At 68.0% G+C, this 25,587-nt stretch carries 32 protein-coding genes; 19 read left to right on the plus strand and 13 right to left on the minus strand.

Annotation, left to right across the window (positions count from 1 at the left end):
• Positions 1 to 21 precede the first annotated feature (21 nt).
• From AU188_RS17585 to AU188_RS17605, 5 genes are all read left to right on the plus strand, one after another.
• Positions 22 to 879 carry an oxygenase MpaB family protein gene (locus AU188_RS17585; RefSeq protein ID WP_059164957.1) on the plus strand — a complete coding sequence of 286 codons (858 nt, stop codon included), beginning with the start codon at positions 22 to 24 and terminating at the stop codon, positions 877 to 879.
• Positions 866 to 1,558: a TetR/AcrR family transcriptional regulator gene (locus AU188_RS17590; RefSeq protein ID WP_082686684.1), complete on the plus strand. Its 693-nt coding sequence runs from the start codon at positions 866 to 868 to the stop codon at positions 1,556 to 1,558. Before AU188_RS17585 ends, AU188_RS17590 begins: the two co-directional genes overlap by 14 nt.
• Positions 1,559 to 1,602: 44 nt before the next feature.
• Complete coding sequence (locus AU188_RS17595) at positions 1,603 to 1,929, plus strand: hypothetical protein (RefSeq protein WP_059165031.1); 327 nt, start codon at positions 1,603 to 1,605, stop codon at positions 1,927 to 1,929.
• Between the two features lie 80 nt (positions 1,930 to 2,009).
• On the plus strand, positions 2,010 to 2,495 hold the full coding sequence (locus AU188_RS17600; protein ID WP_059164958.1) for a pyridoxamine 5'-phosphate oxidase family protein: 486 nt from the start codon (positions 2,010 to 2,012) through the stop codon (positions 2,493 to 2,495).
• A complete protein-coding gene (locus tag AU188_RS17605; RefSeq protein WP_059164959.1) occupies positions 2,492 to 3,850 on the plus strand; it encodes a cytochrome P450 in 1,359 nt (452 codons plus the stop codon). Before AU188_RS17600 ends, AU188_RS17605 begins: the two co-directional genes overlap by 4 nt.
• On the opposite strand, the gene AU188_RS17610 is transcribed toward AU188_RS17605, so the two are convergent.
• The 4 genes from AU188_RS17610 to AU188_RS17620 form a co-directional block, all read right to left on the minus strand.
• Positions 3,798 to 4,457 (minus strand): hypothetical protein, encoded by a 660-nt coding sequence (locus tag AU188_RS17610; RefSeq protein WP_156426737.1) that lies wholly within the window; start codon positions 4,455 to 4,457, stop codon positions 3,798 to 3,800. The two genes, AU188_RS17605 and AU188_RS17610, sit on opposite strands and share 53 nt — an antisense overlap.
• Positions 4,458 to 4,518: 61 nt before the next feature.
• Positions 4,519 to 4,992: a hypothetical protein gene (locus AU188_RS17615; RefSeq protein ID WP_059164961.1), complete on the minus strand. Its 474-nt coding sequence runs from the start codon at positions 4,990 to 4,992 to the stop codon at positions 4,519 to 4,521.
• Positions 4,993 to 5,240: 248 nt separating this feature from the next.
• Positions 5,241 to 5,366: a hypothetical protein gene (locus AU188_RS25825; protein WP_286137541.1), complete on the minus strand. Its 126-nt coding sequence runs from the start codon at positions 5,364 to 5,366 to the stop codon at positions 5,241 to 5,243.
• Positions 5,367 to 5,501: 135 nt separating this feature from the next.
• The gene (locus AU188_RS17620) at positions 5,502 to 6,710 is read right to left on the minus strand and encodes a CynX/NimT family MFS transporter (protein WP_502687623.1); all 1,209 of its coding nucleotides are present in this window, start codon (positions 6,708 to 6,710) and stop codon (positions 5,502 to 5,504) included.
• Positions 6,711 to 6,794: 84 nt separating this feature from the next.
• Here AU188_RS17620 and AU188_RS17625 point away from each other — a divergent pair, with 84 nt between their 5' ends.
• Positions 6,795 to 7,481: a FadR/GntR family transcriptional regulator gene (locus AU188_RS17625; protein WP_059164962.1), complete on the plus strand. Its 687-nt coding sequence runs from the start codon at positions 6,795 to 6,797 to the stop codon at positions 7,479 to 7,481.
• Positions 7,482 to 7,486: 5 nt separating this feature from the next.
• Here AU188_RS17625 and AU188_RS17630 read toward each other — a convergent pair whose 3' ends face one another.
• Positions 7,487 to 7,867 carry a nitroreductase family deazaflavin-dependent oxidoreductase gene (locus tag AU188_RS17630; RefSeq protein ID WP_059164963.1) on the minus strand — a complete coding sequence of 127 codons (381 nt, stop codon included), beginning with the start codon at positions 7,865 to 7,867 and terminating at the stop codon, positions 7,487 to 7,489.
• 21 nt (positions 7,868 to 7,888) lie between these two features.
• Between AU188_RS17630 and AU188_RS17635 the strand changes: the two genes are divergently transcribed.
• From AU188_RS17635 to AU188_RS17670, 8 genes are all read left to right on the plus strand, one after another.
• Positions 7,889 to 8,272: a nitroreductase/quinone reductase family protein gene (locus tag AU188_RS17635; RefSeq protein WP_059164964.1), complete on the plus strand. Its 384-nt coding sequence runs from the start codon at positions 7,889 to 7,891 to the stop codon at positions 8,270 to 8,272.
• Positions 8,273 to 8,324: 52 nt separating this feature from the next.
• Positions 8,325 to 9,629, plus strand: a complete 1,305-nt coding sequence (hemL, locus tag AU188_RS17640; RefSeq protein WP_059164965.1) for a glutamate-1-semialdehyde 2,1-aminomutase — start codon at positions 8,325 to 8,327, stop codon at positions 9,627 to 9,629.
• A complete protein-coding gene (locus AU188_RS17645; RefSeq protein ID WP_059164966.1) occupies positions 9,626 to 10,246 on the plus strand; it encodes a histidine phosphatase family protein in 621 nt (206 codons plus the stop codon). Before hemL ends, AU188_RS17645 begins: the two co-directional genes overlap by 4 nt.
• On the plus strand, positions 10,243 to 10,860 hold the full coding sequence (locus AU188_RS17650; RefSeq protein ID WP_156426738.1) for a TlpA disulfide reductase family protein: 618 nt from the start codon (positions 10,243 to 10,245) through the stop codon (positions 10,858 to 10,860). The genes AU188_RS17645 and AU188_RS17650 overlap by 4 nt, the downstream gene beginning before the upstream one ends.
• The gene (locus AU188_RS17655; protein ID WP_059164967.1) at positions 10,857 to 11,690 is read left to right on the plus strand and encodes a cytochrome c biogenesis CcdA family protein; all 834 of its coding nucleotides are present in this window, start codon (positions 10,857 to 10,859) and stop codon (positions 11,688 to 11,690) included. The genes AU188_RS17650 and AU188_RS17655 overlap by 4 nt, the downstream gene beginning before the upstream one ends.
• 122 nt (positions 11,691 to 11,812) lie before the next feature.
• On the plus strand, positions 11,813 to 13,336 hold the full coding sequence (resB, locus tag AU188_RS17660) for a cytochrome c biogenesis protein ResB (protein ID WP_286137552.1): 1,524 nt from the start codon (positions 11,813 to 11,815) through the stop codon (positions 13,334 to 13,336).
• Entirely contained in the window at positions 13,333 to 14,301 is a 969-nt protein-coding gene (gene ccsB / locus AU188_RS17665; RefSeq protein WP_059164969.1) for a c-type cytochrome biogenesis protein CcsB, read from the plus strand. The genes resB and ccsB overlap by 4 nt, the downstream gene beginning before the upstream one ends.
• 68 nt (positions 14,302 to 14,369) lie before the next feature.
• Positions 14,370 to 15,515, plus strand: coding sequence for a MinD/ParA family ATP-binding protein (locus AU188_RS17670; RefSeq protein ID WP_082686687.1), 1,146 nt, complete (start codon positions 14,370 to 14,372; stop codon positions 15,513 to 15,515).
• 9 nt (positions 15,516 to 15,524) lie between these two features.
• Here the strand turns inward: AU188_RS17670 and AU188_RS25580 are convergent, their stop codons facing one another.
• Entirely contained in the window at positions 15,525 to 15,686 is a 162-nt protein-coding gene (locus AU188_RS25580) for a hypothetical protein (RefSeq protein ID WP_172799537.1), read from the minus strand.
• A gap of 52 nt (positions 15,687 to 15,738) precedes the next feature.
• On the opposite strand from AU188_RS25580, the gene AU188_RS17675 reads away from it, so the two are divergent.
• Complete coding sequence (locus AU188_RS17675) at positions 15,739 to 16,050, plus strand: DUF4229 domain-containing protein (protein WP_059164970.1); 312 nt, start codon at positions 15,739 to 15,741, stop codon at positions 16,048 to 16,050.
• A 125-nt stretch (positions 16,051 to 16,175) separates the two neighbouring features.
• Positions 16,176 to 16,520, plus strand: coding sequence for an ester cyclase (locus AU188_RS17680; protein ID WP_059165035.1), 345 nt, complete (start codon positions 16,176 to 16,178; stop codon positions 16,518 to 16,520).
• Here the strand turns inward: AU188_RS17680 and AU188_RS17685 are convergent.
• From AU188_RS17685 to AU188_RS17710, 6 genes are read right to left on the minus strand one after another with little or no spacing between them, the layout of a single operon-like run.
• On the minus strand, positions 16,517 to 17,239 hold the full coding sequence (locus AU188_RS17685) for a hypothetical protein (protein WP_059164971.1): 723 nt from the start codon (positions 17,237 to 17,239) through the stop codon (positions 16,517 to 16,519). The two genes, AU188_RS17680 and AU188_RS17685, sit on opposite strands and share 4 nt — an antisense overlap.
• On the minus strand, positions 17,239 to 18,177 hold the full coding sequence (locus tag AU188_RS17690) for a vWA domain-containing protein (protein ID WP_059164972.1): 939 nt from the start codon (positions 18,175 to 18,177) through the stop codon (positions 17,239 to 17,241). Before AU188_RS17690 ends, AU188_RS17685 begins: the two co-directional genes overlap by 1 nt.
• Positions 18,174 to 19,178 (minus strand): hypothetical protein, encoded by a 1,005-nt coding sequence (locus AU188_RS17695; protein ID WP_059164973.1) that lies wholly within the window; start codon positions 19,176 to 19,178, stop codon positions 18,174 to 18,176. Before AU188_RS17695 ends, AU188_RS17690 begins: the two co-directional genes overlap by 4 nt.
• A complete protein-coding gene (locus tag AU188_RS17700; protein ID WP_059164974.1) occupies positions 19,169 to 19,642 on the minus strand; it encodes a hypothetical protein in 474 nt (157 codons plus the stop codon). The genes AU188_RS17695 and AU188_RS17700 overlap by 10 nt, the downstream gene beginning before the upstream one ends.
• On the minus strand, positions 19,632 to 20,504 hold the full coding sequence (locus AU188_RS17705) for a DUF58 domain-containing protein (protein WP_059164975.1): 873 nt from the start codon (positions 20,502 to 20,504) through the stop codon (positions 19,632 to 19,634). The genes AU188_RS17700 and AU188_RS17705 overlap by 11 nt, the downstream gene beginning before the upstream one ends.
• 7 nt (positions 20,505 to 20,511) lie before the next feature.
• On the minus strand, positions 20,512 to 21,513 hold the full coding sequence (locus tag AU188_RS17710; protein WP_059164976.1) for an AAA family ATPase: 1,002 nt from the start codon (positions 21,511 to 21,513) through the stop codon (positions 20,512 to 20,514).
• Between AU188_RS17710 and AU188_RS26005 the strand changes: the two genes are divergently transcribed.
• Complete coding sequence (locus AU188_RS26005; protein ID WP_082686688.1) at positions 21,458 to 22,621, plus strand: restriction endonuclease; 1,164 nt, start codon at positions 21,458 to 21,460, stop codon at positions 22,619 to 22,621. The two genes, AU188_RS17710 and AU188_RS26005, sit on opposite strands and share 56 nt — an antisense overlap.
• On the opposite strand, the gene AU188_RS17720 is transcribed toward AU188_RS26005, so the two are convergent.
• Positions 22,618 to 23,799, minus strand: coding sequence for a sulfotransferase family protein (locus AU188_RS17720; protein ID WP_082686690.1), 1,182 nt, complete (start codon positions 23,797 to 23,799; stop codon positions 22,618 to 22,620). The genes AU188_RS26005 and AU188_RS17720 overlap by 4 nt on opposite strands.
• Positions 23,800 to 23,896: 97 nt before the next feature.
• On the opposite strand from AU188_RS17720, the gene AU188_RS17725 reads away from it, so the two are divergent.
• Positions 23,897 to 24,472, plus strand: coding sequence for a TetR/AcrR family transcriptional regulator (locus tag AU188_RS17725; RefSeq protein ID WP_059164978.1), 576 nt, complete (start codon positions 23,897 to 23,899; stop codon positions 24,470 to 24,472).
• Positions 24,469 to 25,569, plus strand: coding sequence for a DUF1214 domain-containing protein (locus AU188_RS17730; protein ID WP_059164979.1), 1,101 nt, complete (start codon positions 24,469 to 24,471; stop codon positions 25,567 to 25,569). The genes AU188_RS17725 and AU188_RS17730 overlap by 4 nt, the downstream gene beginning before the upstream one ends.
• Positions 25,570 to 25,587 lie beyond the last annotated feature (18 nt).

The raw sequence follows: 25,587 nt of genomic DNA on the forward strand, positions 1-25,587 counted from the left end.
AGAATTTGTAACACTGTGCCAATGACCGAGTTGGTGGAAAAAGACGACAGCGTGGACGACGCCCTGCCGCTGGGGCCGCAGTCGCTGGTGTGGCGCTACTTCGGGGACAACCGGATGTACCTGATCGGGCCACGGCCTGCGGTGCTGCAGAACATGCTCGCCGAACTCGGCCAGGGCGTGCTCGACCACTCGGTGTTCTTCGACGACACCGCCGCCCGGGTGAAGCGCTCCCTGCCGCCGATCTTCAACACCGTCTACGGCTCCGACGACGATCATCCCGGCACCCAGGTGCGCGACTTCCACACCGAGATCAAAGGTGAAATGCCGGACGGCAAGCGCTATCACGCGTTAGACCCGGACACCTACTTCTGGGCGCACGCGACGTTCGTCGATCAGGTGCTGTACTTCGCCGACACCTTCGTCAAGCGGTTGAGCCGTGAGGACAAGGAACAGATCTACCTCGAGTCGAAGACGTGGTACCGCCGCTATGGCGTGAGCGACCGGCCGATGCCTGCCACCTACGACGAATTCGAGCGCTACTGGGACCGCATGCTCGACGAGATCGTCGTCGCTCACCGGACCGCACGGTACGGAGTCGGCTACGTGACGAAGGGTTTGCCCTGCCCGAAAGGCGTTCCGCGGTGGGCGTGGCGGCTGATCGCCCCGGTGTTCAACCCGTTGGCGGCGTTCCTGACCACCGGCGGTCTGCCGCCACGCGCCCGCGCGCTGCTCGAGCTGCCGTGGAGTGACCGCCAGGAGCGGCGGTACCAGCGCTTCGCCGCGGTGTGTCGGTCGCGGCCGGTCAACTCGGTGTGGGACCGTCTGCCAATGTCTGTGCGCTACAACGGCTATGCGCAAAAGGGCTATGCCCGGGCGTGAGCCCGCGACGGGCCCTGATTCGTCGCCCGCGACGGGCCCTGATTCGTCGCCCACGACGGGGCCTGATTCGTCGCCCACGACGGGGCCTGATTCGTCGCCCACGACGGAAGCCATCCTCGACGCCGCCGTCATCGAGTTCGAGCGGCACGGCGTGCGCCGGGTCGCACTCGATGATGTCGCCCGTCGCGCCGGGGTCAGCCGCACCACCATCTACCGGCGATTCGCCAACCGCAACGAACTCGTCGCCGCAGTGATCGAGCGCGAGAACATCGCGCTGTTCGCCGACATCGCCGACGAGGTCAAACGAGTTGGGCCGCAGTCGAATCACTACGTCGAGGCATTCACGCTCTCGATCCTGAAGTTCCGCCGCCACCGGGTGCTGTACCGAATGCTGACCGATGAGCCGGCACTGCTGCTCGAGCTCACGCGTACGCATTACGGGGCGGCGATCGCCCGGATGGCCGCGGCGTTGCGGACCATCTTCGGAGCCGGGTTCACCGAGCGGATCGGCGAGCAGGCGATCGAGGAGCTGGCCGACATCACCTTGCGGTACGCGGCGATGGTGCTGCTGCTGCCCAGTACCCAGCCGCTGGAGTCCGCCGACGACATCCGCACCTTCGCCCGCCGGCACTTCCTGCCGAGCCTGCCGCCGGCGCTGCGCACCGCGCCGACTGGTTAGCCCGCCTCTGTTTGGTGGATCACACGTTCGGGCAGATATATGCCATGAGCACCGACGACAAGCAGCAGGATGACGATCGGCTCACCGACGAACAGCGGAAAGCCGAACCGGAAACCGACGAACACCACCAGGTCACCAGCGAGCAGGAGACACCGCCGCCGACCGAGAAGCCCGACGTCACCGACGAGCATCGTGAGAAGGCCAAAGAGATGTACAAGGCCTACGAGGAGGACCGGCCGACCACCAAGATGCCGGGCAGCGGCGGGGCGGTCGCGGGTACCGCCGTCAACGACTGGCTCGACGACGAGGGCAACCCGAAATTCAGCGAGGAATCCGCAGGCGGCCAAGGCGCCGAGAGCACCGGTAACTGACTCTGCGTCGGGACCACCATCTCGTAGAGGTGGAACTCGGTGTCTCGGTCGACCCGTAGCGCTGCCTACGCTAGGCAACCGTGACCACTCTCGAACAGATCGCGCCCGTCTTCGTCGAGATGGCGCATTCGATCGTGTGGGCCTCGGTGGCCACCGTCGACGCCAACGGTCGTCCCCGCACCCGCATCCTGCACCCGATATGGGAGTGGGACGGCACCGACCTGCTCGGCTGGATCGCCACCGTGCCGACCCCCATCAAGAAGGACCATCTCGCCGTGCACCCCGAGGTTTCGGTGAGCTACTGGAGCACCAACCACGACACCTGCAGCGCCGAGTGCCTGGTCGAGTGGTACGTCGACGACGAGACGCGGACCGCGGTGTGGGACAAGTTCGCGAACGGTCCCGAGCCGGTGGGCTACGACCCGAGGATCGTCCCGATGTGGCAGGACGGGCCGACCTCCGACGAGTTCGCGGCGCTGCGGTTGACCCCCTACCGCATCAGGGTGATGCCCGGCACCGTGATGACGAAAGGCGAAGGGGCACCGCTGACCTGGTCCTCGACATGACCAGCACGATCGACGCCCGGGCGTTGCCGCTGGTGCCGAAGAACCCACTGCCGGTCTGGCAGCTGCTGAAACTTGTGCGCAGGCTCGACACCGGACAGGAAGTGATTCGTGCCGCCGGCGGTCCCCTCACGCGCATCCAGTTCGCACCGAGGAAGTTGTATCCGCCGATCGTTGCGGTGATGTCGCCGAACGGGATGCGCGACGTGCTGGGACGCTCCGATGCCTCCTCAGACCGGTGCATCTATCACGACGAGGTCCGCAACATGGCGGGCGACAGCCTGTTCGTGCTGCCCAACGACCTGTGGCGCCCGCGCAAACGTGCGCTGCAGCCGGTGTTCACCAAGCAGAACGTCCGCAACTTCGGTGGCCATATGTCCGGGGCGGCACAGGCTTTCGTCGACCGCTGGCCCGACGGCGGCGACGTGGACCTCGACGTCGAGTGCCGTCGGGTGGCCATGCAGTCGTTGGGCCGGTCGGTGCTGGGCGTAGACCTCAACGAGCGCGCCGACACCATCGCCCGGTGTATGCACGTCGCGTCGTCCTACACCGCGGACCGTGCGCTGCGTCCGGTGCGCGCACCACGTTGGCTGCCGACGCCGGCGCGCCGGCGGACCCGCAGGGCGGTCGCCGAGATGAAGGACATCACCGACGAGATGGTGCGTGCGTGTCGCACCGACCCGACGCGCGACGCCCCGCTCGTGCGGGCGTTGATGGCTGCGAGAGATCCGGAGACCGGCCTGCCGATCTCCGATGACGACATCTCGAACGACCTGCTGATCTTCATGCTCGCCGGACACGACACCACGTCGACCGCGTTGACGTACTCGCTGTGGGTGCTCGGACATCATCCCGACATCCAGGCCCGCGTCGCCGCGGAAGCCGCCGCCATCGGTGATCGGCCGCTGACCCCCGAGGATGTCCCCCGACTCGGCTACACCGTGCAGGTGCTCCACGAAGCGCTGCGGTTGTGCCCCCCGGCCGCGGGCGTGGCCCGGCAGGCGACCCGTGACATCGTGGTCGACGGCTACCGTGTCGAAGCTGGGACGCTGGTGGCCCTGGGACTGTATGGGCTGCACCACGATCCGGCGTTGTGGCCCGATCCGATGACGTTCGACCCCGAGCGGTTCAGTCCCGAGAACGTCAAGAACCGCAACCGCTGGCAGTTTCTGCCGTTCCTCGCCGGCGGCCGTCCCTGCATCGGCGAGCATTTCGCGCGACTGGAGACGACGCTGGCGCTGGCCACGATCGTACGCGCGATGGAGATCCGCTCGGTCGATGGCACTTTCGAGTGCGAGGTGCCGTTCACCACCGTCGCGAAGGGACCGATCCGGGCCCGTGTGCGCCCGCGCGACTGACGTCGCACAGTGCAGTCGAGGCGTGTCGGTCGGCACCGGAGAGGGGGAGGCGCTCTGGCTGTGCGGCGCTACTGAGTTGTTCCCGACGGTGCCAATCGACGGCGGCAGCAGCGGCGAAGGCGACTTCCTCATCGGTGCCGATCTCGGCCAACGCCGTGGCAAGCTCATCGAATCCGTTGATGGAGCTTTCGTAGGCGATTCGGTGCGCCAGGTTCCGAACCCACCGGCGGGCGCGCATCCTCTGGCCGAACGACAACCGACGCACGTCGCAGACCACCAGGACCCGGCGTGCGCCCCGGGTGGCGACCGCCGCGAGCCCCAACTGGCTGCAGTCGCTCTCACACGCCCGCAGACGCCTGCGCGGCGGCCGGGAATGGCCGTCACCGAACAGCGATTCGACGGCGTCCGCATCGAGGATGAGGATCGCTGCCTCGAGCGGCTCGTCGTCGGACCCCGCCGCCGAGGCTGGCCAGGCGACAGTGCCAGTCCAGCGCGAAGCCGTCGGCCGTCCGCACGGTGGGCGGCCGTGGCACACCGCAATTCCGTGACTTCGGTATGCCGCAGCAATCGCTTCCGCAACGCCCGGAAGCCGGCCGTAAATCGTCACCGGCGCATCGCCGGATACCTGAACCGCCAACACAACCTCACTACTCGTGTGAAGCGCTCACCTAGACGCCGCCGGTCTCCTGGTTTATTTCTCGCTCGTACTCGGAAATCAGCCGCAACGCAAGCGAAATGGCGTCCCGACGGCCCGCAGCGTCGTCTTCGGCGCCCGGCACGGCATCCCGTGACAGTCTCGCGGCTATCGTGCCGAGGGCCACGCCGGCGCGTACGCGTTCCCGGTCTCGCCGACGCCCGCGGGTATGCGATGACTTCGCGAAACTCCCTGACGCCAAGGCGATCTCGTCGAGCACACAGATACGTGCGAATCGAATGCCCGCCGTGTAGCCGTTGTGGTATGCGGTGCTTCGATCCGCCGGCGGTGGCGCATCGGCCAAGTCGTCCAGCAGTCGCACCAGCACCCTCGTGCCCGCCGCACCGGAAGGTCTGCCGGTCTTCGTGGACTCCGCCTTCGTCGCCGCCGCGGGCGCGCCCCGACGCCCCGCCCCCGTGTCTGCGTGGTCAACGCTCGTCGCGGTCATCCGCACGCCAATATCTGATCGTCTTCAAAAGACACTGTGTCATCCTTCGAATCCCACACTTCTGAATGGTCGATTTCTCGACCCGTAACGTGCTTTTTCCGTCTTTTCACAATTTCGCGCACGCGCCTTTTCCACTTCAGCAGTTTGTTGGGCAGGTGTCGTGAAAATTGCGGATCGCAAAAAATGCGAATGCCGCGGCCGGATCACAGAAACTGCGATACCGCAGTCGAAGCGGTCCGCTCGGTTTACTAGCGGCTTGCCCGCTTGCGGCGCGCAATCGTCTCCTCGGCGGTCTTTTCCCGCTTGGCCGCGCGGCGTTCCTTGAGAGTCATCGACGGCTTTTTGAGTTCCTTACTTTGAGACTTACCAGCCACAACTTCTCCTTTCGCTGGCACCCCGCATCAATGCGCGACCATACCCGAGAAAAAAATAAAGGCCAGTCGCCGTGCAATTGGGCCAGAAAAGGGACCGGACCGCCGCCCCGGCGGCGGCGACAGCCGCGCGTCTTCTCAGACGTAGCGGTTGCGGCCCGCCACCATCCCGGCACCGATCTGGATCACGTAGACGGCCAGCACCAACGCCCATGGCACGGTCCAACCGCCCGTCGCGTCGTGCAGCAGGCCGAACAGAAAGGGACCGATCCCGGCCAGCAGATACCCGATGCCCTGCGCCATGCCGGACAACCGGGCGGTATCTGCCGAGTTTCGCGCCCGTAGCGCGATGATGGTCAACGCAAGTGAGAAGGCGCCCAACCCAATTCCGAACAGGGCACTCCACAACAGGGGAGCGGCCGCCGGTGCCAGCATCAGGCCCAGCACGCCGGTCAGCCCCGTCACGCCCAGGGCGAGGACCCACGGACCCTGACTCGTCGCGCGGGCCGCCAGCGGCGAGCCGAACAGCGCGATCGGCACGCCGATGAGTGACACCAGCCCGCTGAGCAGGCCGGCCTGCGTCGGCGTCAGGCCACTGTCGATCAGAACTTCGGGCAGCCACCCCATCGCGATGTACGCCAGGCAGGCCTGACAACCGAAGAACAACGTCACCATCCAGGCCAGGCCGCTGCGCATCATCGGGCGGTCTCGTGGTTCGACGGTGGCGCCGAGGTCGGTCCTACCGAGATCCCTGCCGCCGAGCAGCCAGGCGGCCAACGCCAGCGCCGCGAGCAACGCCCAGCCGCCCAGCGCCTGCCGCCACCCGCCGAACACCTGCTCGAGCATCGGCGTGACCGCCGCGCCCAGCGCGCCGCCGCCTTGCAGCGCGGCGGTGTAGATACCGGTCATCACGCCGATCTGGGCCGGGAAGGCGTCCTTGATGACCACCGGGATCAGCACGTTGATGAGCGCGATGCCCGCCGTGGCGACGAGCGTCCCGCCGATCACCACGAACGCCCCGTCGAGCGGGCGAACGACGAGCCCGACAACCAGCGTCGCCATCGCGCCGGCGATTCCGGGCCCCAGACCGAACCGGCGGGCCAGCGCCGGCGCGGCCAGTCCTGCACCCGCGAAGCACAGCCCGGGCAGCGTGGTCAGCACGCCTGCCCAGGTGGCCGAGGCGTCCAGCGAGGTGCGCATCGGTCCCAGCAACGGCCCGATGCTGGTGATCGCCGGCCGCAGGTTGAGTGCGGTGAGAACGACCGCAACGACGAGCAGGAACCGACCGGCCAGCAGCGGGGGCCGGTCTATCTCGTTGCGGCAAGGGGCGTCGGCGTCCTGCCTGATCTTGTCGACGGCGCCGCCGAGCCCGGTGGAAGTCACATGTTGTAGAGTCTCATACATCCGATGATCGGATGAAATGGAGAATGTGTGACGCTCGCTACCACCCGCAGGACCGGCCTGGTCGATCAGGCCATTGAGCAACTGCGTGCCTCCGTGGAGTCGGGCGCATGGCCGGTGAACTCCCGCATCCCCGCCGAGCCGGAACTCGCGGGAGCGCTCGGCGTGGGGCGCAACACCGTGCGGGAGGCGGTTCGGGCGTTGGCGCACAGCGGCTTGCTGGAGGTCCGCCAAGGTGACGGGACGTACGTCCGGGCGACCAGTGAGGTATCGGGCGCTCTACGCCGACTCTGTGGAACCGAGTTGCGCGAAGTGCTACAGGTGAGGCGCTGTCTTGAAGTGGAGGGGGCGCGGCTGGCCGCCCGGGCCCGAACCGCGGCGGACGTCGACGACTTGCGGGCCCTGCTGAAACGTCGGGACCAGATTTCCCCGTCCGAGGAGCCCGAGGCCTTCGCCCGTGCGGACACCGAGTTCCACGTCGCCGTGGTGCGCAGTTCCCACAATGTCGTGCTGATCGAGCTGTATCGCGGGCTCACCGACGTGGTCATGGCCAGTGTCGCGACCGCAGCCGAGGAACCGGCCACGGCCGTGATTGATCACGGCCGCCTGGTCGAGGCAATCGCGGCGGGCGACGTCGAATCCGCCGGGCTCGAAGCCGGCGGGTTCATCGACGAGATCTTGAGCGAGTTCCGGCTGTCGGACGAGGCGTCGACGTAGTCGAGCTACACCCGCGTCAGCAGCACGGCCTGTTCGAAGGGCAGTCGGGCGAAGATGGGCCGCCAGAAACCCGTCACCGACGGCGCCGCCTCGGCCTTGGGCATCACGCGTGGCGCGCGCAGCTCGAAGGTCTTGCCGTAGCGCTTCATCCGCGCGCCGCCGGCGGCGGTGACGTTCTTCAGCCAGTCGCGGTCGGGTCCGTACGTGAGCAGGATGGCCACGCCATCCTCCGTGGGAAAGACCGTCAACGGGGTGCGATACGGCGTGCCCGATCTGCGGCCGACGTGTTCGAGGATGCCGAAGGTCGGCGCCCAGCCGGCCCACAGCCGCTGGATCGGATTGGTCACATGCCGGTTGAACCGGGCCAGCCATTGCGGCAGCTGCATACGGCCATCAAACTCGACGCCATGGCCTACCTCAAGCCTCCGTGGTTCGTGCGCAAGATCTTCAACAAGATCGCGATGGCGACCGGAGTCGGCAACAGCCAGACACTGACCGTGACCAAGCGCGTCAGCAAGCAGCCGCAACAGATCCCCGTGGTGGTCCCCGAGGTCGACGGCGTCAAGTATCTGGTCTCCACCCGAGGCGAGGCCGAGTGGGTGAAGAACGTCCGCGCCGATCCCCACGTCAAGCTCGGCGACGTGGCGTATGTTGCCACGGAGGTGCCGGTCGACAAGCGCGGGCCGATCATCGCCGCCTACCGGCCGCTCGCGGGCAAGGTCGTCGAGGCCTACTGGAAGCAGCTGCCGTCTGATGTCGATCACCCCACCTTCGCGCTCACTCCCGGTTGAGCCACTACACCCTGTAGTTGACGGTTTCGAGCCTGCTGGGACACTGGTGGCCATGTCGAGCACCGACGTCTCCGCGAAGCTCTTCGCCGACGCGTGCGCCCTCATCCCCGGCGGGGTCAACTCCCCGGTGCGGGCGTTCACCGCGGTCGGCGGCACCCCCCGGTTCATCACCTCGGCCAGTGGCTGCTGGCTGACCGACGCCGACGGCAACCGCTACGTCGACCTGGTCTGCTCGTGGGGGCCGATGATCCTCGGCCATGCGCATCCGGATGTGGTCGCGGCGGTGCAGCGAGTGGTGTCCGACGGCTTGTCGTTCGGCGCCCCCACCCCCTCGGAGTCGGAACTGGCCGCCGAGATCATCGGCCGGGTCGCACCGGTCGAGCGGCTGCGGCTGGTGAACTCCGGCACCGAGTCCACGATGAGCGCGATCCGGTTGGCCCGCGGCTACACGGGCCGGGCCAAGATCGTGAAGTTCTCCGGCTGCTACCACGGCCACAGCGACGCGCTGTTGGCCGACGCGGGCTCCGGCGTCGCCACGCTCGGGCTGCCGTCGTCGCCGGGGGTGACGGGCGCCGCGGCCGCCGACACGATCGTGCTGCCGTACAACAACGTCGCGGCGGTGGAGGAGATCTTCGCCCGCTTCGGCGACGAGATCGCGTGCGTGATCACCGAGGCCAGCCCCGGCAACATGGGCACCGTCCCGCCGCTGCCCGGCTTCAACGCCGCGCTGCGCCGGATCACCGCCGAACATGGCGCCTTGCTGATCGTCGACGAGGTCATGACGGGGTTCCGCGTCAGCCGGTCGGGCTGGTACGGCGTCGATCCCGTCGACGCCGACCTGTTCACCTTCGGCAAGGTGATGAGCGGCGGACTGCCGGCGGCCGCGTTCGGTGGCCGAGCCGAGGTGATGGATCGGCTGGCCCCACTGGGGCCGGTGTATCAGGCGGGCACCCTGTCGGGAAACCCGGTCGCGATGGCGGCGGGCCTGGCCACGCTGCGCGCCGCCGACGACGCCACCTACGCCCAACTCGACGCCAACGCCGACCGCCTGACCGAGCTGCTGAGCCGCGCCTTGACCGAAGCCGGCGTGGCGCACCGGGTTCCCCGCGCCGGCAACATGTTCAGCGTCTTCTTCACCGACGCGGCGGTGACCGACTTCGCATCGGCGCGGGCCTCCGAGACATGGCGCTTCCCGGCGTTCTTCCACGCGCTGCTCGATGCCGGCGTGTACCCGCCGCCGAGTGCGTTCGAGACTTGGTTCGTCTCAACGGCTTTGGACGACGACGCGTTCGACCGGATCGCCGCAGCCCTGCCGGGCGCCGCGCGAGCCGCGGCGGAAGCCGAGAGACCGGCATGACGAGCACCGAGGACGTGAAGACCGTGGTGCACGTGATGCGGCACGGCGAGGTGCACAACCCCGACAAGATCCTGTACGGCCGCCTGCCGGACTATCACCTCTCCGAGCGGGGCCGGGCGCAGGCGCAGGCGGTCGCCGACTGGCTGTCGTCGCGCGACATCGTGTATGTGGTGGCCTCGCCGTTGGAGCGGGCACAGGAGACCGCGGGTCCCATCGCGGCGGGCCTGGGGTTGTCGGTCGACACCGACGACGGATTGATCGAGTCGCTGAACATCTTTCAGGGACAACGGGTCTCGCCGGGCGACGGTGCGCTGCGCGACCCCCGCAACTGGTGGCATCTGCGCAACCCGCGGACGCCTTCCTGGGGAGAGCCGTACAGCGAGATCGCCGAGCGGATGACCGCCGCGGTGCATCGCGCCAGGGCCAAGGCGGCGGGCCACGAGGCGGTGTGCGTGAGCCACCAACTGCCCGTCGAGACGTTGCGCCGGTCGATGACCGGTCATGCGCTGCACCACTTTCCGACCCGACGGCTGTGCAACCTGGCTTCGCTCACCTCGTTCTACTTTCACGGCGACGCCTACGTCGGCTGGAGCTACGCGGAGTTGGCCGGGCAGTGAAGCTGCGGTTGCTTCTGGCGTGCGTGGCGATCGTCGCGCTCGCTGGCTGCTCCACCGGCGACGACGCGGTCGCGCAGGGCGGCACCTTCGAGTTCGTCGCGCCCGGCGGGCAGACCGACATCTTCTACGATCCGCCGCAGGACCGCGGCCGGCCCGGCCCGCTGAGCGGTCCGGATCTGATGGACCCTTCGAGAACCATTTCCCTCGACGACTTCGCGGGCAAGGTCGTGGTGCTCAACGTGTGGGGACAGTGGTGCGGACCGTGCCGTACCGAAATCACCCAACTGCAGCAGGTTTACGACAAGACGCGGCACCTCGGTGTGGCATTTCTCGGCATCGACGTCCGCGACAGCAACCGTCAGGCCGCGGTCGACTTCATCGTCGACCGGAAGATCACCTTCCCCTCGATCTACGACCCCGCGATGCGGACCATGATCGCGTTCGGCGGCCGGTACCCGACGACGGTCATCCCGTCGACTGTGGTGCTCGACCGGGAGCACCGCGTCGCGGCGGTGTTCCTGCGCGAACTTCTCGCCGAGGATCTGCAGCCGGTCGTGGAACGCCTTGCAGGCGAAAAGGACGGGGCGGCGGAGCACAAAGAGGCCGGCACATGAGCCTCGAGGGGGTCGACCAGTTGATCGCGGGCGGCCCGGTGCTGCTGGCGCTTCTGGTCAGCGCGCTGGCCGGGCTGGTGTCGTTCGCCTCGCCGTGCGTGGTGCCGCTGGTGCCGGGCTACCTGTCGTATCTGGCCGCGGTGGTGGGCGTTTCCGACGATGCGCCCGGCGATTTGTGGAGTGTTAGCGGCGGTGAGCGCCGTTCCCGTTCCACAAATCGCACTGCTGCTTCGGCGAAGGCGACGCGGCTGCGCGTGGCGGGTGCGGCCGCGTTGTTCGTCGCCGGTTTCACGGTCGTGTTCGTGCTGGGCACGGTCGCGGTCCTCGGGATGACCACGTCACTGATCACCAATCAGCTTCTGCTGCAGCGCATCGGCGGCGTGGTGACCATCGTGATGGGGCTGGTGTTCGTCGGGTTCATCCCGGTCCTGCAGCGCGAGGCGCGGTTCACCCCGCGGCAGATCTCCACGCTCGGCGGCGCCCCGCTGCTGGGCGCGGTGTTCGCGCTCGGGTGGACACCATGCCTCGGCCCGACGCTGACCGGGGTGATCGCGGTGGCCTCGGCGACCGACGGGAGCAACGTCGCCCGCGGCGTCGCGCTCGTCATCGCCTACTGCCTGGGCCTGGGAATACCGTTCGTGCTGTTGGCATTCGGGTCGGCGCGCGCCGTGCAGGGGCTGGCGTGGCTGCGACAGCACACCCGCACCATCCAGATCGTCGGCGGGGTATTGCTGATCCTGGTCGGGGCCGCTCTGGTGACCGGTGTGTGGAGCGACTTCGTGTCCTGGGTGCGCGACGCGTTCGTCAGTGACGTGACGCTGCCGATATGAGCACCACCCCGGCGCGACCAGACGCAAATTGCCCGAAAAACCCGCGAAAACTGGGCAATTTGCGACTGTTCGCGCGCAGAAGTGCCGCGCTGATACGCAACACGTGGCGCACGCTGACGTCGATGGGTACCGCGCTGGTGCTGCTGTTCCTGCTGGCGCTCGCAGCGATCCCCGGCGCGCTGTTGCCCCAGCGCAGCCTCAACGAGTCCAAGGTCCACGAGTACATCGCCGAACACCCGACGATCGGGCCGTGGCTGGACCGCTTGCAGGCCTTCGACGTGTTCTCCAGCTTCTGGTTCACCGCGATCTACGTCCTGCTGTTCATCTCGCTAGTCGGCTGCCTGACCCCGCGGTTGATCGAACACTTCCGCAGCATGCGGGCGACCCCCGTGGCCGCGCCGCGGAACCTGAGCCGGCTGCCCAAACACCACAGCATCGAGACGGCGGCCGAGCCCGAAGCCCTCGCCGCGACGGTGACTTCGCGACTGCGCGGATGGCGCACCGCCGTTCGGCGCAACGACGAAATCACGGAAATCTCAGCGGAGAAGGGTTATCTGCGGGAGTTCGGCAACATCGTCTTCCACTTCTCGCTGCTCGGGCTGCTCGTGGCGGTCGCGGCGGGCAAGTTGTTCGGCTATGAGGGCAACGTCATCGTGATCGCCGACGGCGGCCCGGGATTCTGCTCGGCCTCGCCCGCGGCGTTCGACTCGTTTCGCGCGGGCAACACCGTCGACGGCACCTCGCTGAACCCGATCTGTCTACGTGTCAACGACTTCCAAGCCGACTATCTGCCGACGGGGCAGGCGACGTCGTTCGCCGCCGACATCGAGTACCAAGCGGGCGCCGACCTCCGATCCGGCACCTGGCGGCCCTACCACCTGAAGGTCAACCATCCGCTGCGGGTCGGCGGCGACCGGATCTATCTGCAGGGCCACGGTTACGCACCGACATTCACCGTGACGTTCCCCGACGGGCAGACGCGCACCCAAACGCTGCAGTGGCGCCCGGATGACCAGATGACGTTGCTGTCTTCGGGCGTGCACCGGTTCGATCCGCCCGGCGGCACCTACCCCGACGCCGACGAACGCCGCGACAACCAGCTCGCGATCATGGGGTTGTTCGCGCCGACCGAACAGCTGCACGGCACGCTGCTGTCCTCGAGCTTCCCCGCGCTCAACGATCCCGCCGTCGCCGTCGACATCTACCGCGGCGACACCGGCCTTGACACGGGTCGGCCGCAGTCGCTGTTCACCCTCGACCCGCGGCTCATCGAACAGGGCCGGCTGACCAAGAAGGCGCGGGTCAACCTGGGGGCGGGGGAGTCGACGCGCCTCGACGACGGCACCGTGGTGCGGTTCGACGGCGCCGTGCCGTTCATCAACGTGCAGGTCTCCCACGACCCGGCCCAGGTGTGGGTGCTGGTGTTCGCGCTGACGATGATGGCCGGCCTGCTGGTGTCGCTGGTGGTGCGCCGACGCCGCGTCTGGATTCGGATCAACCCCGCAGGTCCGGGTACGGTAACCGTCGAGCTGGGCGGGCTGGCGCGTACCGACAACTCCGGCTGGGGTGACGAGTTCGAGCGGCTGACACAGCGCCTCCTTCCCGATGCGACGTCGGCGCAGCCCGCAGGAGAGAAGGTCACATGAATTCCGAGCAGATCGACATCGGCTTGGCGCGGTATTCGGACTGGGCGTTCACCTCATCGGTGCTTGTCCTGGTGGGCGCGCTGCTGTTGCTGGCGATCGAGCTGGCGTACACCCGCAGCCGCAAGGCCGAGACCCGCGAGCTGGTCGGAGTGGGCGCCGACAGCGGCGCACCGGGCCTCGTCGCCGACACCCCCAAGCGCCCGGTCGACGAGCGCATCGGGGGCGCCGGCCTGGCGCTGACCTATGTCGGGATCGGCCTGCTGCTGGGCTGCATCGTGCTGCGCGGCCTGGCCACCTCGCGGGTGCCGTGGGGCAACATGTACGAGTTCATCAACCTGACCTGCTTCTGCGGCCTGGTTGCCGCGGCGGTGGTGTTGCGGCGCCCGCAGTACCGGTCGCTGTGGGTGTTCGTGCTCGTTCCGGTACTGATCCTGCTGACGGTCTCCGGTCGCTGGCTGTACACCAACGCCGCGCCGGTGATGCCCGCCCTGCAGTCGTACTGGCTGCCCATCCACGTCTCGGTGGTGAGTTTGGGCTCGGGGGTGTTCCTGGTCGCCGGTGTGGCCAGCATCCTGTTCCTGATGAAGATGTCGCGGTTCGGCGACCCCGGAGCGGACGGCGTGCTCGCCCGCGTCGTGCACCGCCTGCCCGATCCGCAGACCCTCGACCGCATCGCCTATCGCACCACGATCTTCGCCTTCCCGGTGTTCGGCTTCGGCGTCATCTTCGGGGCGATCTGGGCCGAAGAGGCGTGGGGCCGCTACTGGGGGTGGGATCCCAAGGAGACGGTGTCGTTCATCGCGTGGGTGGTCTACGCCGCCTATCTGCACGCCCGCTCCACCGCGGGCTGGCGCGACAAGAGGGCCGCCTGGATCAACGTCGTCGGCTTCGTCGCGATGGTGTTCAATCTGTTCTTCATCAACCTGGTGACCGTGGGCCTGCACTCCTACGCCGGAGTGGGCTGAGGGCCGTCGTATCACCATTTCGCTAAGATCGGCCACGTCAGCCTGCGAAGCCATGGGGGACCGTCAGCGTGTCTGAACATCCGGCGCACCGCGCTCAGGATCGTCCCGGCGAGGATGCGGCTTCCCCTTCGGTGATTCCCGAAAATGCTTATGCGCCAGGCGGTTTCCGTGCGCAGAGCCGGTTCAGCGATCCCGCCGCCGAACCGCCGCCGGAGTGGACGGCGCCGACACCGCCCAACGGTCTGCCGGTCAGTTCGCCGCCGCCGCAGGTCCCAGAGCACGACCCGGCGCCGTATCTCGACCTGTCGACGGTCGCCTTGCTCGGCCAACCCAAGCGCGCCCCTTCCGAGGGCTGGCGCAAGTGGCTGTACTTCGCGTCGTTCAAGTTGATCAACCTGGGCGACGGACCGAAGGCCGTTCGCCGTCGCACGCTCACCGCGCAGATTCAGCGGCCGCTGCGGGGCTGCCACCGCATCGCGGTGCTGTCGCTGAAGGGCGGCGTCGGCAAGACCACGATCACCGCGACGCTCGGCGCGACGCTCGCCTCGATCCGCGGTGACCGCGTGATAGCCGTCGACGCCAACCCCGACCGCGGCACGCTCAGCGAGAAGGTGCCGCTCGAGACGCCGGCCACCGTGCGTCACCTGTTGCGCGACGCCGAAGGCATCCAGGCCTACAGCGACGTCCGCAGCTACACCTCACAGAGCCCGAGCCGACTCGAGGTGCTCGCCTCCGAGAGCGACCCCGCGGTGTCGGAGGCCTTCAGCTCCGAGGACTACACCCGCACCCTCGAAGTCCTCGAACGGTTCTACAGCCTGGTGCTCACCGACTGCGGCACCGGGCTGATGCACTCGGCCATGGCGGCGGTGCTCGCCAAGGCCGACACCCTGGTCGTGATCAGTTCGGGCTCGGTCGACGGGGCCCGCAGCGCCTCGGCGACGCTGGACTGGCTGGACGCCCACGGCCACCAGGACATGGTGCGCAACTCGATCGCGGTGATCAACGCGGTGCGACCACGGTCGGGGAAGGTCGACATGCGCAAGGTCGTCGACCACTTCAACCGGCGTTGCCGCGCGGTGCTCGAGGTGCCGTTCGACCCGCACCTGGAGGAAGGCGCCGAGATCAGCCTCGACCGGCTGAAACCGGAGACCAGACAAGCGTTGCTCGAACTCGCCGCCGCCGTCGCGGCCGGGTTCCCCGGCGCCCAACGCTGACCTCGCGGGTCAGGGGCGCGGGTTGTCCTCCTGGCCGAGCCGACGCAGAAACTCTGGATCGTCGTCGGGCCCGATCACGCGGGTCCGCGGACGGCTCGAAGAGACTCGCATCAGCCGCCAGGCGACATACATCAGCACGCCCAGCACGAGAATCAGGAGCAGGTACGCCACGGGAACAAAACCTCCTTTCTTCGAATATACGCGCCGTCGGTAGGCTCGGTTCGTGTCTGACGGTCGTCCCGGAACGCGGCTCGTGCTCGATGTGCTGGCTTATGTGCTGGCGCGTCTGCTGCTCGTGGCGGCGCTGGCGGCGGTGATCTTCGGCGCGGGCCATCTGCTCGGTCTTCGCGAGTTCCCGCTCGTCGTCGCGCTGCTTTTCGCGCTGGTGATCGCTCTTCCGCTGGGCATCTGGCTGTTCGCCCCGCTCCGCCGCCGTGCCACCGCGAGCATCGCCGCGTTCGACGAAGGTCGACGCCGGGACCGGGCGCAGCTGCAGGCCCGGTTGCGTGGCGAAGAGCCGCCGTCCACGCCCTGACGGCCGCCGCGGCGCGAAGCGTTCGAGGTCGAATTGACCGGTGCCACAGACTATCCGCGCATTTTCTGCCGTCCGCTTCGCGGGGCGGATTGCGCATCCGCGTCTCGCCCGGTAAGTACACGGGCATGACCTCGCCCAAAGCCCTGTATGCACGGTGGATAGACGAGTTGTGGTCGGGAGAACCCGTCGCGGCCGAGTTGGTCACCGACGACTTCGTCGGCCATTGGCCGCAACGTGTGGTGCGGGGTCCGGCGGAACTGCAGGCAGTCGTCGGGGAGACCCATCAGATGCTCGACGACCTGAAGTTCGTGATCGAGGTGGAGCCGTTCGTCGAGGGGGACATGCTCGCGGCCAGGTGGATCGGCACGGGCGCGACCGAGGACGGACCGAAGCGGTTCACCGGAAACGACATCCTGCGGATCGCGGACGGACGGTTCGCCGAGTACTGGACGGGCACCTCCACCGGCTAACCGGCCGCGTCCTGAAGCACCTGCTGCAGTTTGTCGAGCGGGTCCCCGGCGGCGGGATCCAGCCTCAAGGCGTCGCGAGGCAGATCGGGTTCGGGCAACACCGGTACGGGCGGCGGCGCCGCGGGCGGTGGGGCGGGGGCCGGCGCAGGCGGCGGAACAGGCGGCGGAGCGGTCAGACCGGCCATCTTGGCGATCAGCCTCGGTGCCGCGTCGTTGCGGACGGCCCTGCGCTCGGGATCGGGATCGGAGTTGGCCTCGAAGCAGCGCGCCGGCGCGTTCTCGACGACGCCCAACGCGCTGCGGTACCTCTCCCGCGCCGCGTCGGGCCGGTTCTCCCAGGCGTCCACATCGCCTTGGCGCTCGCGGACGAGTTCCAGGTTGATCAGGACTGGACACGACTGTTCACGCGGCGTCCGGCTGAGCGCGTCCGAGAAGTGTGCGTCGGCGTCGTCGAGACGGCCGTCGAGCACCGCGAGCGCACCGGCCGCGAACGGCGCCCGCGCCGGTTCGACGACGTTGAGCACACCCATCACCGCGACATCGGCGCGCAGCGCATCGGCGTCGCGCTGCGCGAAGTTCGAGACCGCCGATTCGCCGGCCACCACCGCCGAGATCAACTTCAAGGCAACGGCCATCACCGCGACCGCCGGGGGAGCCGAGAACAGCAGCAGCCGGCGCCGCAGCCGCAACCGCGACGGACGGGGACTGTGCGCGCGCATCAGACGTCCTCATCCCGGCGGGCCGCGCGGCTGGTCCGAAACTCGCGCAGCGTGAGGTAGATCTCGAACAGCAACAGCACGGCCGCGACCATGGTGAACACCCAATACAGATCCGTGCGGTCGGGTGCGGCGCCGGTGGACTGCGCCGGCGACACACCGCTCACGTCCGGTGCCGCGTCGGTGACGGGACGGGCGGCGTCGCGCGCTACGAACGGCACGCCGAGCTGATCGGCGATCCGTCGAAGGCCCGGCTCGTTTGGCGTGGCCCCGTAACCGAACACCGCCCCGCCGTCCACCGAGCCGGGCACCGGGTCGAACTCGCCCTGCGGCACCCGCGACAACGGTGCGCCCGACCCGAAGTAGAAGACCAGGTTCTGCGCATCCGGGTCGCGTTGGCCGGCTGCGATCAACTGGTAGCGAAGGACATTCGCGGCGGCCGCCGCGTTCACCTCGGCGGCGGTGCCCTCCGGGTAGGGACGCACACCCGCGACGACCGGCTTGAGGCTCCAGTTGTCCTCGGACAGCGGCCATTCCAGCGACGAGCGGGACGCGAACGTGATCAGCGCGAACCGGGCCCGCGGGTAACGGTCGATGAGCGCGGTGACGTCGTCGCGGATGCCGGCCATCCGAGCCTGCCCGGCGAGGTGATCGGTGATGGCCGAGTCGGCGGAGCGGTCGACGATCAGGAACACGTTGGCCGTCGCGTCATCGCCCGAGGCGGTCTCCACCGAGGCCTGTGAGCCCCCGCCGATCGCCGGCCTTGCCGCGGCGATCAACATCAGCACCACCGCCAGCGTCAGCGCCGACCATCGCCACACCGTGGTCCATCGCTGCCGCGCGGTGCGCGCCAACTGCCACATGGTGATGAGCCGGAGCACGACCACGGCCGCGGCGATCGCGATCAGAAGCACCGGAGGTACGACGGGGGAGAACGTCATCGCCGCAACACCGCCAGGGACAGGCACAACAGCGCCGACACCGCGACCGCGACCGCCAACGGGACGGTCGGGGTGTCTCCGCGGAACCCGGTGAGGATGGCCGACCGGTCGACATCCGGCGGGTGTGCGCGGATTCCGTCCAACTGAGCCGCCAGGTCGGCCCCGATGGGCGCGTACCGCCCGTAGGTGGCCTCCACGACGGACCGCAGGGGGCCCGGCGACGACACCAGCGCATTGACCTGGACGCCGCGCTCACGCGCCATCTCGGTGACCTGCTGCTCGCTGAACAAGGAGGGGCGCGGCTCGTCCGCGGCGCGCAACTGGCCGGGGCCGAGGTAGATCAGCGAGCGCCGGCGTTCGTCGGGCGGTTCGTCGGCCGGGAATCCGGCCAGGCACAGCGCGAGGATGTCGGTGACGCTCGGCGCGTAGTCCACATACGTGACGGGTGCGGCGAACGACGCGAGCGCGTTGCGCTTCGCCGACAGCTGAGCGGGTGAGAGCGCGGTGTCGGCCGGAAGGTCTGCCAGACCCGCTGCCTCACCGAGCTTTTCGACCGCGAACGGATGATCTCGGGTCAGCGGGATCACTCGGCGGTTGGCGGAGGTCAATCCGATGCGCTGAGTGCCGTACGCCCTGGCCTGCTCGGCGAAGTGGGACAGGAACTCGCCGGTGGTCGGCTCGGTGGCCGGTTGGCCGACGCACAGCATGATGTCCTCGGGTACGTCGGACGTCTGCATCGACCACCACAAGCCGCTGGGACGGGCGCTGGCCAGTGCCGCGGCCCCGAACAACAGCACCAGCAAGGCGATCGTGACGATCAACGACACGGTCCGGGCACGCGCCACCCGCGCATACTCCGGCAGTCGGGTCAACCGCGCCGTGTTCGCCAGCGGTCGCAACTGTCGCTGCGAGGACTTCGTCGGCACCAACACCGCCAGCGCGACAGCGCCTGCAAGGCAAACGAATCCGAGGACCGCGACCGGCCACCAGGTCAGGGCCACGAGCGGATCAGCTCCTCGACCGCGACGCCGGTCTCACCGACGCGCACCGGTGACGCGGCGTTGAACTGCGCGTCGTCGAGCGCGGTGAGCATCGGCGCGGCGGGCGCCAACTCACCGGACGCGACATCGTCGAGGTGCATGTACTGCGCCCGGACACCCGTCGCCTGGTTGAGGAAACTGCGCAGGGTGCGGCTCATCGCGGCACCGGCCTCAGCGGCGGTGAGCTCACCATCGCGGTGCCGGCCGGCGATACGCCGCACCGCTCGCGTGAAACGGCGGCGCAGCAGCTTGCCGTGCAGCGAACGCACCGCAGGTATGCGGCGCAGTCGTCGCGACGGCAGCGTCCACACGAAAACGCCGACGTACCAGGCGATCACGAGGAGGGTCAGCAGCACGCCGAGCCACAGCCACGCCGGCGAGTACGGTATCGGCCCGCCGACGAACCGCAACAGGTCATCCGGCACGGGCGAACACCCCGGTCAACTCGACGAGCCGGGCGCGGATCTGGCTGCTGGCGGCGATTCTGGTGTGCGGAACCGCGCGCGTGGTCATGAACTCGTCGAGTCGGTGCGCCCGCATCTGCTCGGCGCGACGATAGGCGGCCAGCACCCGCGGGCCCAGCGTGGCGGTGTCGAGGACGAAACGCCCTGTCGAGACGTCGAAACCAGCGCGATCGTCGGCGGTGGTGCCGACGGCGGGCATGTCGGTCACCGTCGCCCACATGACATCGTGGCGGGCGGTCAAGCGCGTGACGGCGTCGCTGAGCCGTTCGTCGACCTCCGGTTCGTCAGAAACCACGACGATCAGCATCGGATGCCGGTAATGCGTTGCGACGTAATTCAGTTGACATACGATGTCGCTGCGGCCGGCTGCGTTCGCCGTGTGACCGTAGAACCGGTGCAGCAGGCTCTCGATGTGTGTCTCGCCGCGGCGTTGGCGGATGTTGACACAGCCGCGCGCGTCACCGAACACCATGCCGATCTGATCGGAGCGGCCGAGCGTGATGAGCCCGAATGCGCCGATGATGTTCACGGCCACATCGCGTTTGAGTTCGCCGCTCGGTGTCAGCGCGGTCATGTTGCGGCCCGCATCGGCGACGATCAGCACCTTGTGGTGTTTTTCGGACACGAAGCGCTTGATCAGCACGTGGCCGGACCGGGCCGAGGCCTTCCAGTCGATATCGCGGACGTCGTCGCCGGGCACGTAGGGCCGCAGATCGTCGAATTCCAGGCTGCGGGTGTGCACGAGCGCGTAGCGGCCGCCTTCGAGCATCCCGCGGGTGTCGGTGCCGAAGTGCGTCCTCGCCGTGGTGAGGTGTTTGCCCATGGCGGCCCTACGGGACTCGAACCGCTTGCAGGACAGCGTCGATGATCAGCTCGGGGGTGACGTTCGCGCTGGCGGCCTCGAAGCCGAGGATGAGCCGGTGCCGCAGCACGCGGTGGGCCAGCTTGGCGATATCGCCCGGAATGACGTGGGCGCGGCCGGAGAGCAGGGCCAGCGCCCGGGCGGCGTTGCAGAACGCGATGGTGGCGCGCGGGCTGGCACCGTATTCGATGAGCCGGGCGAGTTGGCGCGGCAGGTGCTGGTCGGGTTCGCGGGTGACGCCGACCAGTTGGCTGGCGTAGTGCATCAGCGCGCGGTCCATGTGGATGTGGCGCACGACGTCCTGTAGCCGCCGAACCGCGTCGAGACCGGCGACCGGCCTGCTGCGGTGGTTCTTGTCGTACAGCCCGGCGTCCATCCGGAACATCACCTCCACCTCCTGCTCGGCGGAGGGGTAGTGCACGACGTCTTTGAGCATGAACCGGTCGGTCTGCGCCTCGGACAGCGGATAGGTACCTTCCTGGTCGACGGGGTTCTGCGTCGCGATGACCAGAAACGGCTCGGGAATCGGGTACTCGGTGCCGGCGATCGTGGTCTGGCGTTCCTCCATCGCTTCGAGCATCGCGCTCTGGGTCTTGGCGCTGGACCGGTTGATCTCGTCGAGCAGCACGATGTTGGTGTGCACCGGGCCGAGCTGGGTGACGAACGAGTTGGTCGCCGACTCGTACACCTGGGTGCCGATGATGTCGCTCGGCAGCAGGTCCGGTGTGCACTGGATACGTCGGAACCCGCCGTCGATGGACTCGGCGATGACGCGCGCGGCGGTCGTCTTCGCCAACCCCGGCACGCTCTCGATGAGGATGTGGCCGCCCGCGAGCAGGCCGATCAGCAACGACTCGCGGAGATTCTCCTGGCCGACCACCTTGGCCGAGAACGCGTCGGAGACAGCGGCGACGATGCGCTGCGCCTCCGCGAGATCGTGCTGGTCGATGCGTGTCCGTGCTGCGGTCATGAATGCCTTTCGGGTCCGGCTGCCGGATGCGGATACCCGGGCCAGGGTATCGACACACCAGTTCGGTTGTCGGACCTGCGTGAAAACCTGGCATCAGGTACTCAGCCTGTGGTTGAGATTCATCAAGCAGGAGGCGATTTGTGTGACAACGTGGGAGTCTGGTCTCGAATTCGAGCGATACATCGCAGGGTTACTTGATCACCACGGATACGTGGTTCGCAGTACAAAGCTGTCGGGCGATTACGGTGTCGACTTCGTGGCAGTTAAGGGCGGCGAAGTGGTCGCAGTGCAATGCAAGCGTTTGACTGGTGTCGTCGGCCTCGCAGCGGTTCAGCAAGTGGTCGCTGGGGCAGCGATGTATGGCTGTACGTCCACGATGGTGATCTCTAATGGGTCGTTTTCCGCCGCGGCGGTCGCGCTTGCTGAGCGCCACAAGTGTCGACTCATCGACGGAGTTGAGTTGACCGGACTTGCCGTTGGCTATATCCACCAGCGCGGAACCGATCTAGAACAACTCGACACCTTGTTTTCTCGACGACCGCGTGAGTGGCATCGGTTCACGCGCGACGGGCGGCTCGCTCTCATTCTCGCCCGAGAGGAAGCGCGAGACCTCCATTCCGAGGGAGTCCAACCTGTCCATCTTGTGCTCGGCGTCGTGCAATCCGCTGGGAATCATCTCGCAACGATGCTCAGCGACTTCGGGCTGGAAGCTGAAGTAATTCGTGGCCGGATCAGTACGGCATTGTTGGACGACCCGACATTCGAGGACGACGCAGAAGCGTTGCGCGCCATTGGGATCGACCTGCACGCCGTTCGGGACAAGATCGCTCGCACCTTCGGTGAGGACGCCTGGAACAATGCGCTGCGCAAGTCGGGTTGGCGCAGGCGCCGATACGGCCACCTTCCGTTCACCAAGGCGTCGAAGAAGGCGCTCGAACTCGCGTTGCGAGAAGCGTTGGCGCACAAGGATTCGACGATTGGCTGCGAACACGTGGTCCTGGGCATCCTGCGCAGTGGTGACCGCTCGGCCGTCGGGCTGATCACCGAGCACGTCGATGCGGATCGGCTGCGCGAAGAAATCGTCGGACTGCTCGACGAGGCCGCTTAAGCCAGGAATCGATCGACGTAGGGGGCGAACCGCCGTCGCAGGTCTTCGGGGTCCAGTCCGAACAACTCCGCTGACGTCGCGACCCGGCCCAGCCGGCCGCGTTGGTGCCCGGCCAGATAGTCGGCCATCGCGGCGCGCGCCTCATCGGTGAGTGGCTCACCGGCCAACTCGTAAACGCTTGCGGCGGTCCCGATTTCGTCGGCCATGAAATCGTCGAAGCGAACGTCGATCGAGCGCTGCGGTCCGATGACATCGCGGTCGCGGACCAACGCGTTGAGCATGAGCTCGAGCCGGTCCACCCAGCACGCCGCGATCTGCTCGACCGGCACCGGCGCGCAGTGCATCCGCGCCGAGTACGTGAGCATCGCCAGCATCGACAACACCACCGGCACCGGATCGCGATGGGTTGCGATCACCACCACGCCGGGGAACACGCGGTCGAGCACGGGCAACTGCTCGAGATGCTGCGGCGACTTGAGCAGCCAGCGCCTGCCGCCGCGCAGGAACTGCAGCGCCTTGAGCTGGGTGGCCAGGTGCTCGTAGTGCGGCGTCTGGTCGTGGGCCAGGTAATAATCGCGCCACCGCGGTACGTGCCCGAGCGTCTCGAACAACATCGTCGAAAAGTCGTTGGCCAGCAGCTGGATCTCCTCGTGCACATGGTCGGTCGTCATCTCGTGCATCAGCGCGAAGTGCGGCATCACGGCATTCATGAACTCCACCGCGGCGTCCATCCGGGTGCGCCGCGGGTCCGGTTCGATGCCGGCCTCCGACGGCAGCGGAAACGGCTCGTTGCTCTCCCAGTAGGGGATGGTCCGGAAGGTCCGCCCGGCGGCGAGCAGGTTGTGCAGATGCGTCGTGCCCGTGCGCGGCAGACCGGCGATGACGACCGGCGGCGCCAACTCGATGTCGTGGATCTCGGGGTGCCGGGCGAGCAGGTCGGTCAGCAGCAGACGGTTCTTCAGCCACTGCAGCAGCTGGGCGTGGAAGTTGACGACGCCCGCATCGTGCAGGCCCGGAATCTCCTGCAGCGCAGCGAGAAACACGTCGAGGCGCTCGCGGTAGTCGTCCGCTCCGAAGTCGTCGAGCCCGGTCTCGGCGCTGGCCTTGGCGTGCAGCGCGTCGGCGTCGAGTGGGCAGTCGGGCGCCATCGCGGCCATCATCTCGCGGAGCGGCTCCATCTCGGCGGGGAAGCGGGGCTCGGCGAGGTCGTCGAGCACGACGGGCGCGGGTGCTGTGGTGTCGGTCACAGCGAGTTATGTTACTGTCAGTTTCGTAATGACGACGGAAATCGGGCGACCTCGTGACAAACGCATCGACGGCGCCGTCTTGCGCGCGACGGTCGAGCTGCTCGGCGAGACCGGTTACGCGGACCTGACCGTCGAGGCGATCGCTCGTCGGGCGGGAACCAGCAAGCCCGCGATCTACCGCCGCTGGCCGGGCAAGGCACACGTCGTGCACGAGGCGGTGTTTCCGGTCAGCACCGCCACCGAACTTCCCGATACCGGATCGCTGCCCGGCGACATCCGCGAAATGGTCCGCCGGACGGCCGGCGTGCTGACCACCCCCGCCGCCCGGGCCGCACTGCCCGGGCTCGTCGGTGAGATGGCCGCGAACCCGACACTGCACGTGGCGCTGCTCGAACGCTTCGCCGACGTGCTGTCACGCGGGCTGACCGACCGACTCGACGCGGCCGTCGCGCGCGGGGAAGTCCGGCCCGACGTATCGGCCGCCGAGGTCGTCGAGGCGGTGGCGGGCATGACGTTCATGGCGTTGATCACCCGCGGCGACGGTCTGGACGACGGGTGGGTGGACCGCACCGCCGAATTCATCACGAGAGGACTCAGCGCATGACCGACCACGAATCCACCAAGGCGTGGCACGAATTGCTCGACACACTCGGCGGGCTGGACCGCAGCTTCCTCGAGGGGGATCGCGCCGTCGCCGACGACCGCCACGTCGCCGACGGCTACCGCATGCTGGCCACCACGCTCGGGGTCGCGTTCGACACCTACCTGTTCGCCGAGCCGAGCCGGCCGCAGTGGGTCGAGCTCAACACCCCGTTCCGTCGCGACCGCCGCTGGGGCGGCGACAACACCGACGCCTGGTACTTCATGTGCCCGGTCGACCCGAAGCGCCGCTACCGCATCAGCGGTAACAAGGGCGACAGCGTGTACTTCTCGGTGACCGCCTACAACGAGCCGTCACCCGGCGCGTGGTCCGACCGCGTGGTGACCATCGTCCGCGACGACGACGTGGACATCGACCGCGACGGCAACTTCTCGTTCGACTACGGGCCCACCGACGACGGCGTGGTGCTGGTGACCCGCGACTACCAGGCCGACCCGCTGACCGGCAGGCCGGTGGCGTGGCGGATCGAGGCGCTCGACGAGCCCGACCCGATCCGCCACGGCGACGCGGAGACCGCGGCCGCGCTACGGGCCAGTGCGGCGTGGCTGCGCACGATGTTCGCGATCGTGCCGCTGGCGGTCGGCGTGCGGGGCGACGACCATCACACTCTCGGCCACGAAATATCGCAAGTGGCAAACCAATTCGCAGATCCGTACCAGGTGCCCGACGCGAACTTCGGCTGGTCGGCGCGTGACGCCTGCTACGCCTACGGCAGCTTCGTGCTCTCCGAGGACGAGGCGCTGGTCGTCACGCACCGGCCGCCGGCGTGCCGGTTCTGGAACCTCGTGGTGTGGAACCAGTTCATGGCCGGCGTCACCGACGCCAGGACATCGGTCAACGGCTACAGCGCGGTGCCCAACTCCGACGGATCAGTCACGGTCGTCATCTCGCGCGGGATGACCGCGCACCCGAATTCGATTACCACGGTGGATTATCCGCGCGGCAACCTGGCGTTCCGGTGGTTCCTCGCCGATGCGCTGCCCGCCCGGCCCGAGGTCCAGTTGGTCAAGGCCGCCGACGCCCCGACGACCGTTACGTAGGCCGGTACAGGGACTGCC

This window comes from Mycobacterium sp. IS-3022, assembly GCF_001500065.1.
Lineage (GTDB): Bacteria > Actinomycetota > Actinomycetes > Mycobacteriales > Mycobacteriaceae > Mycobacterium.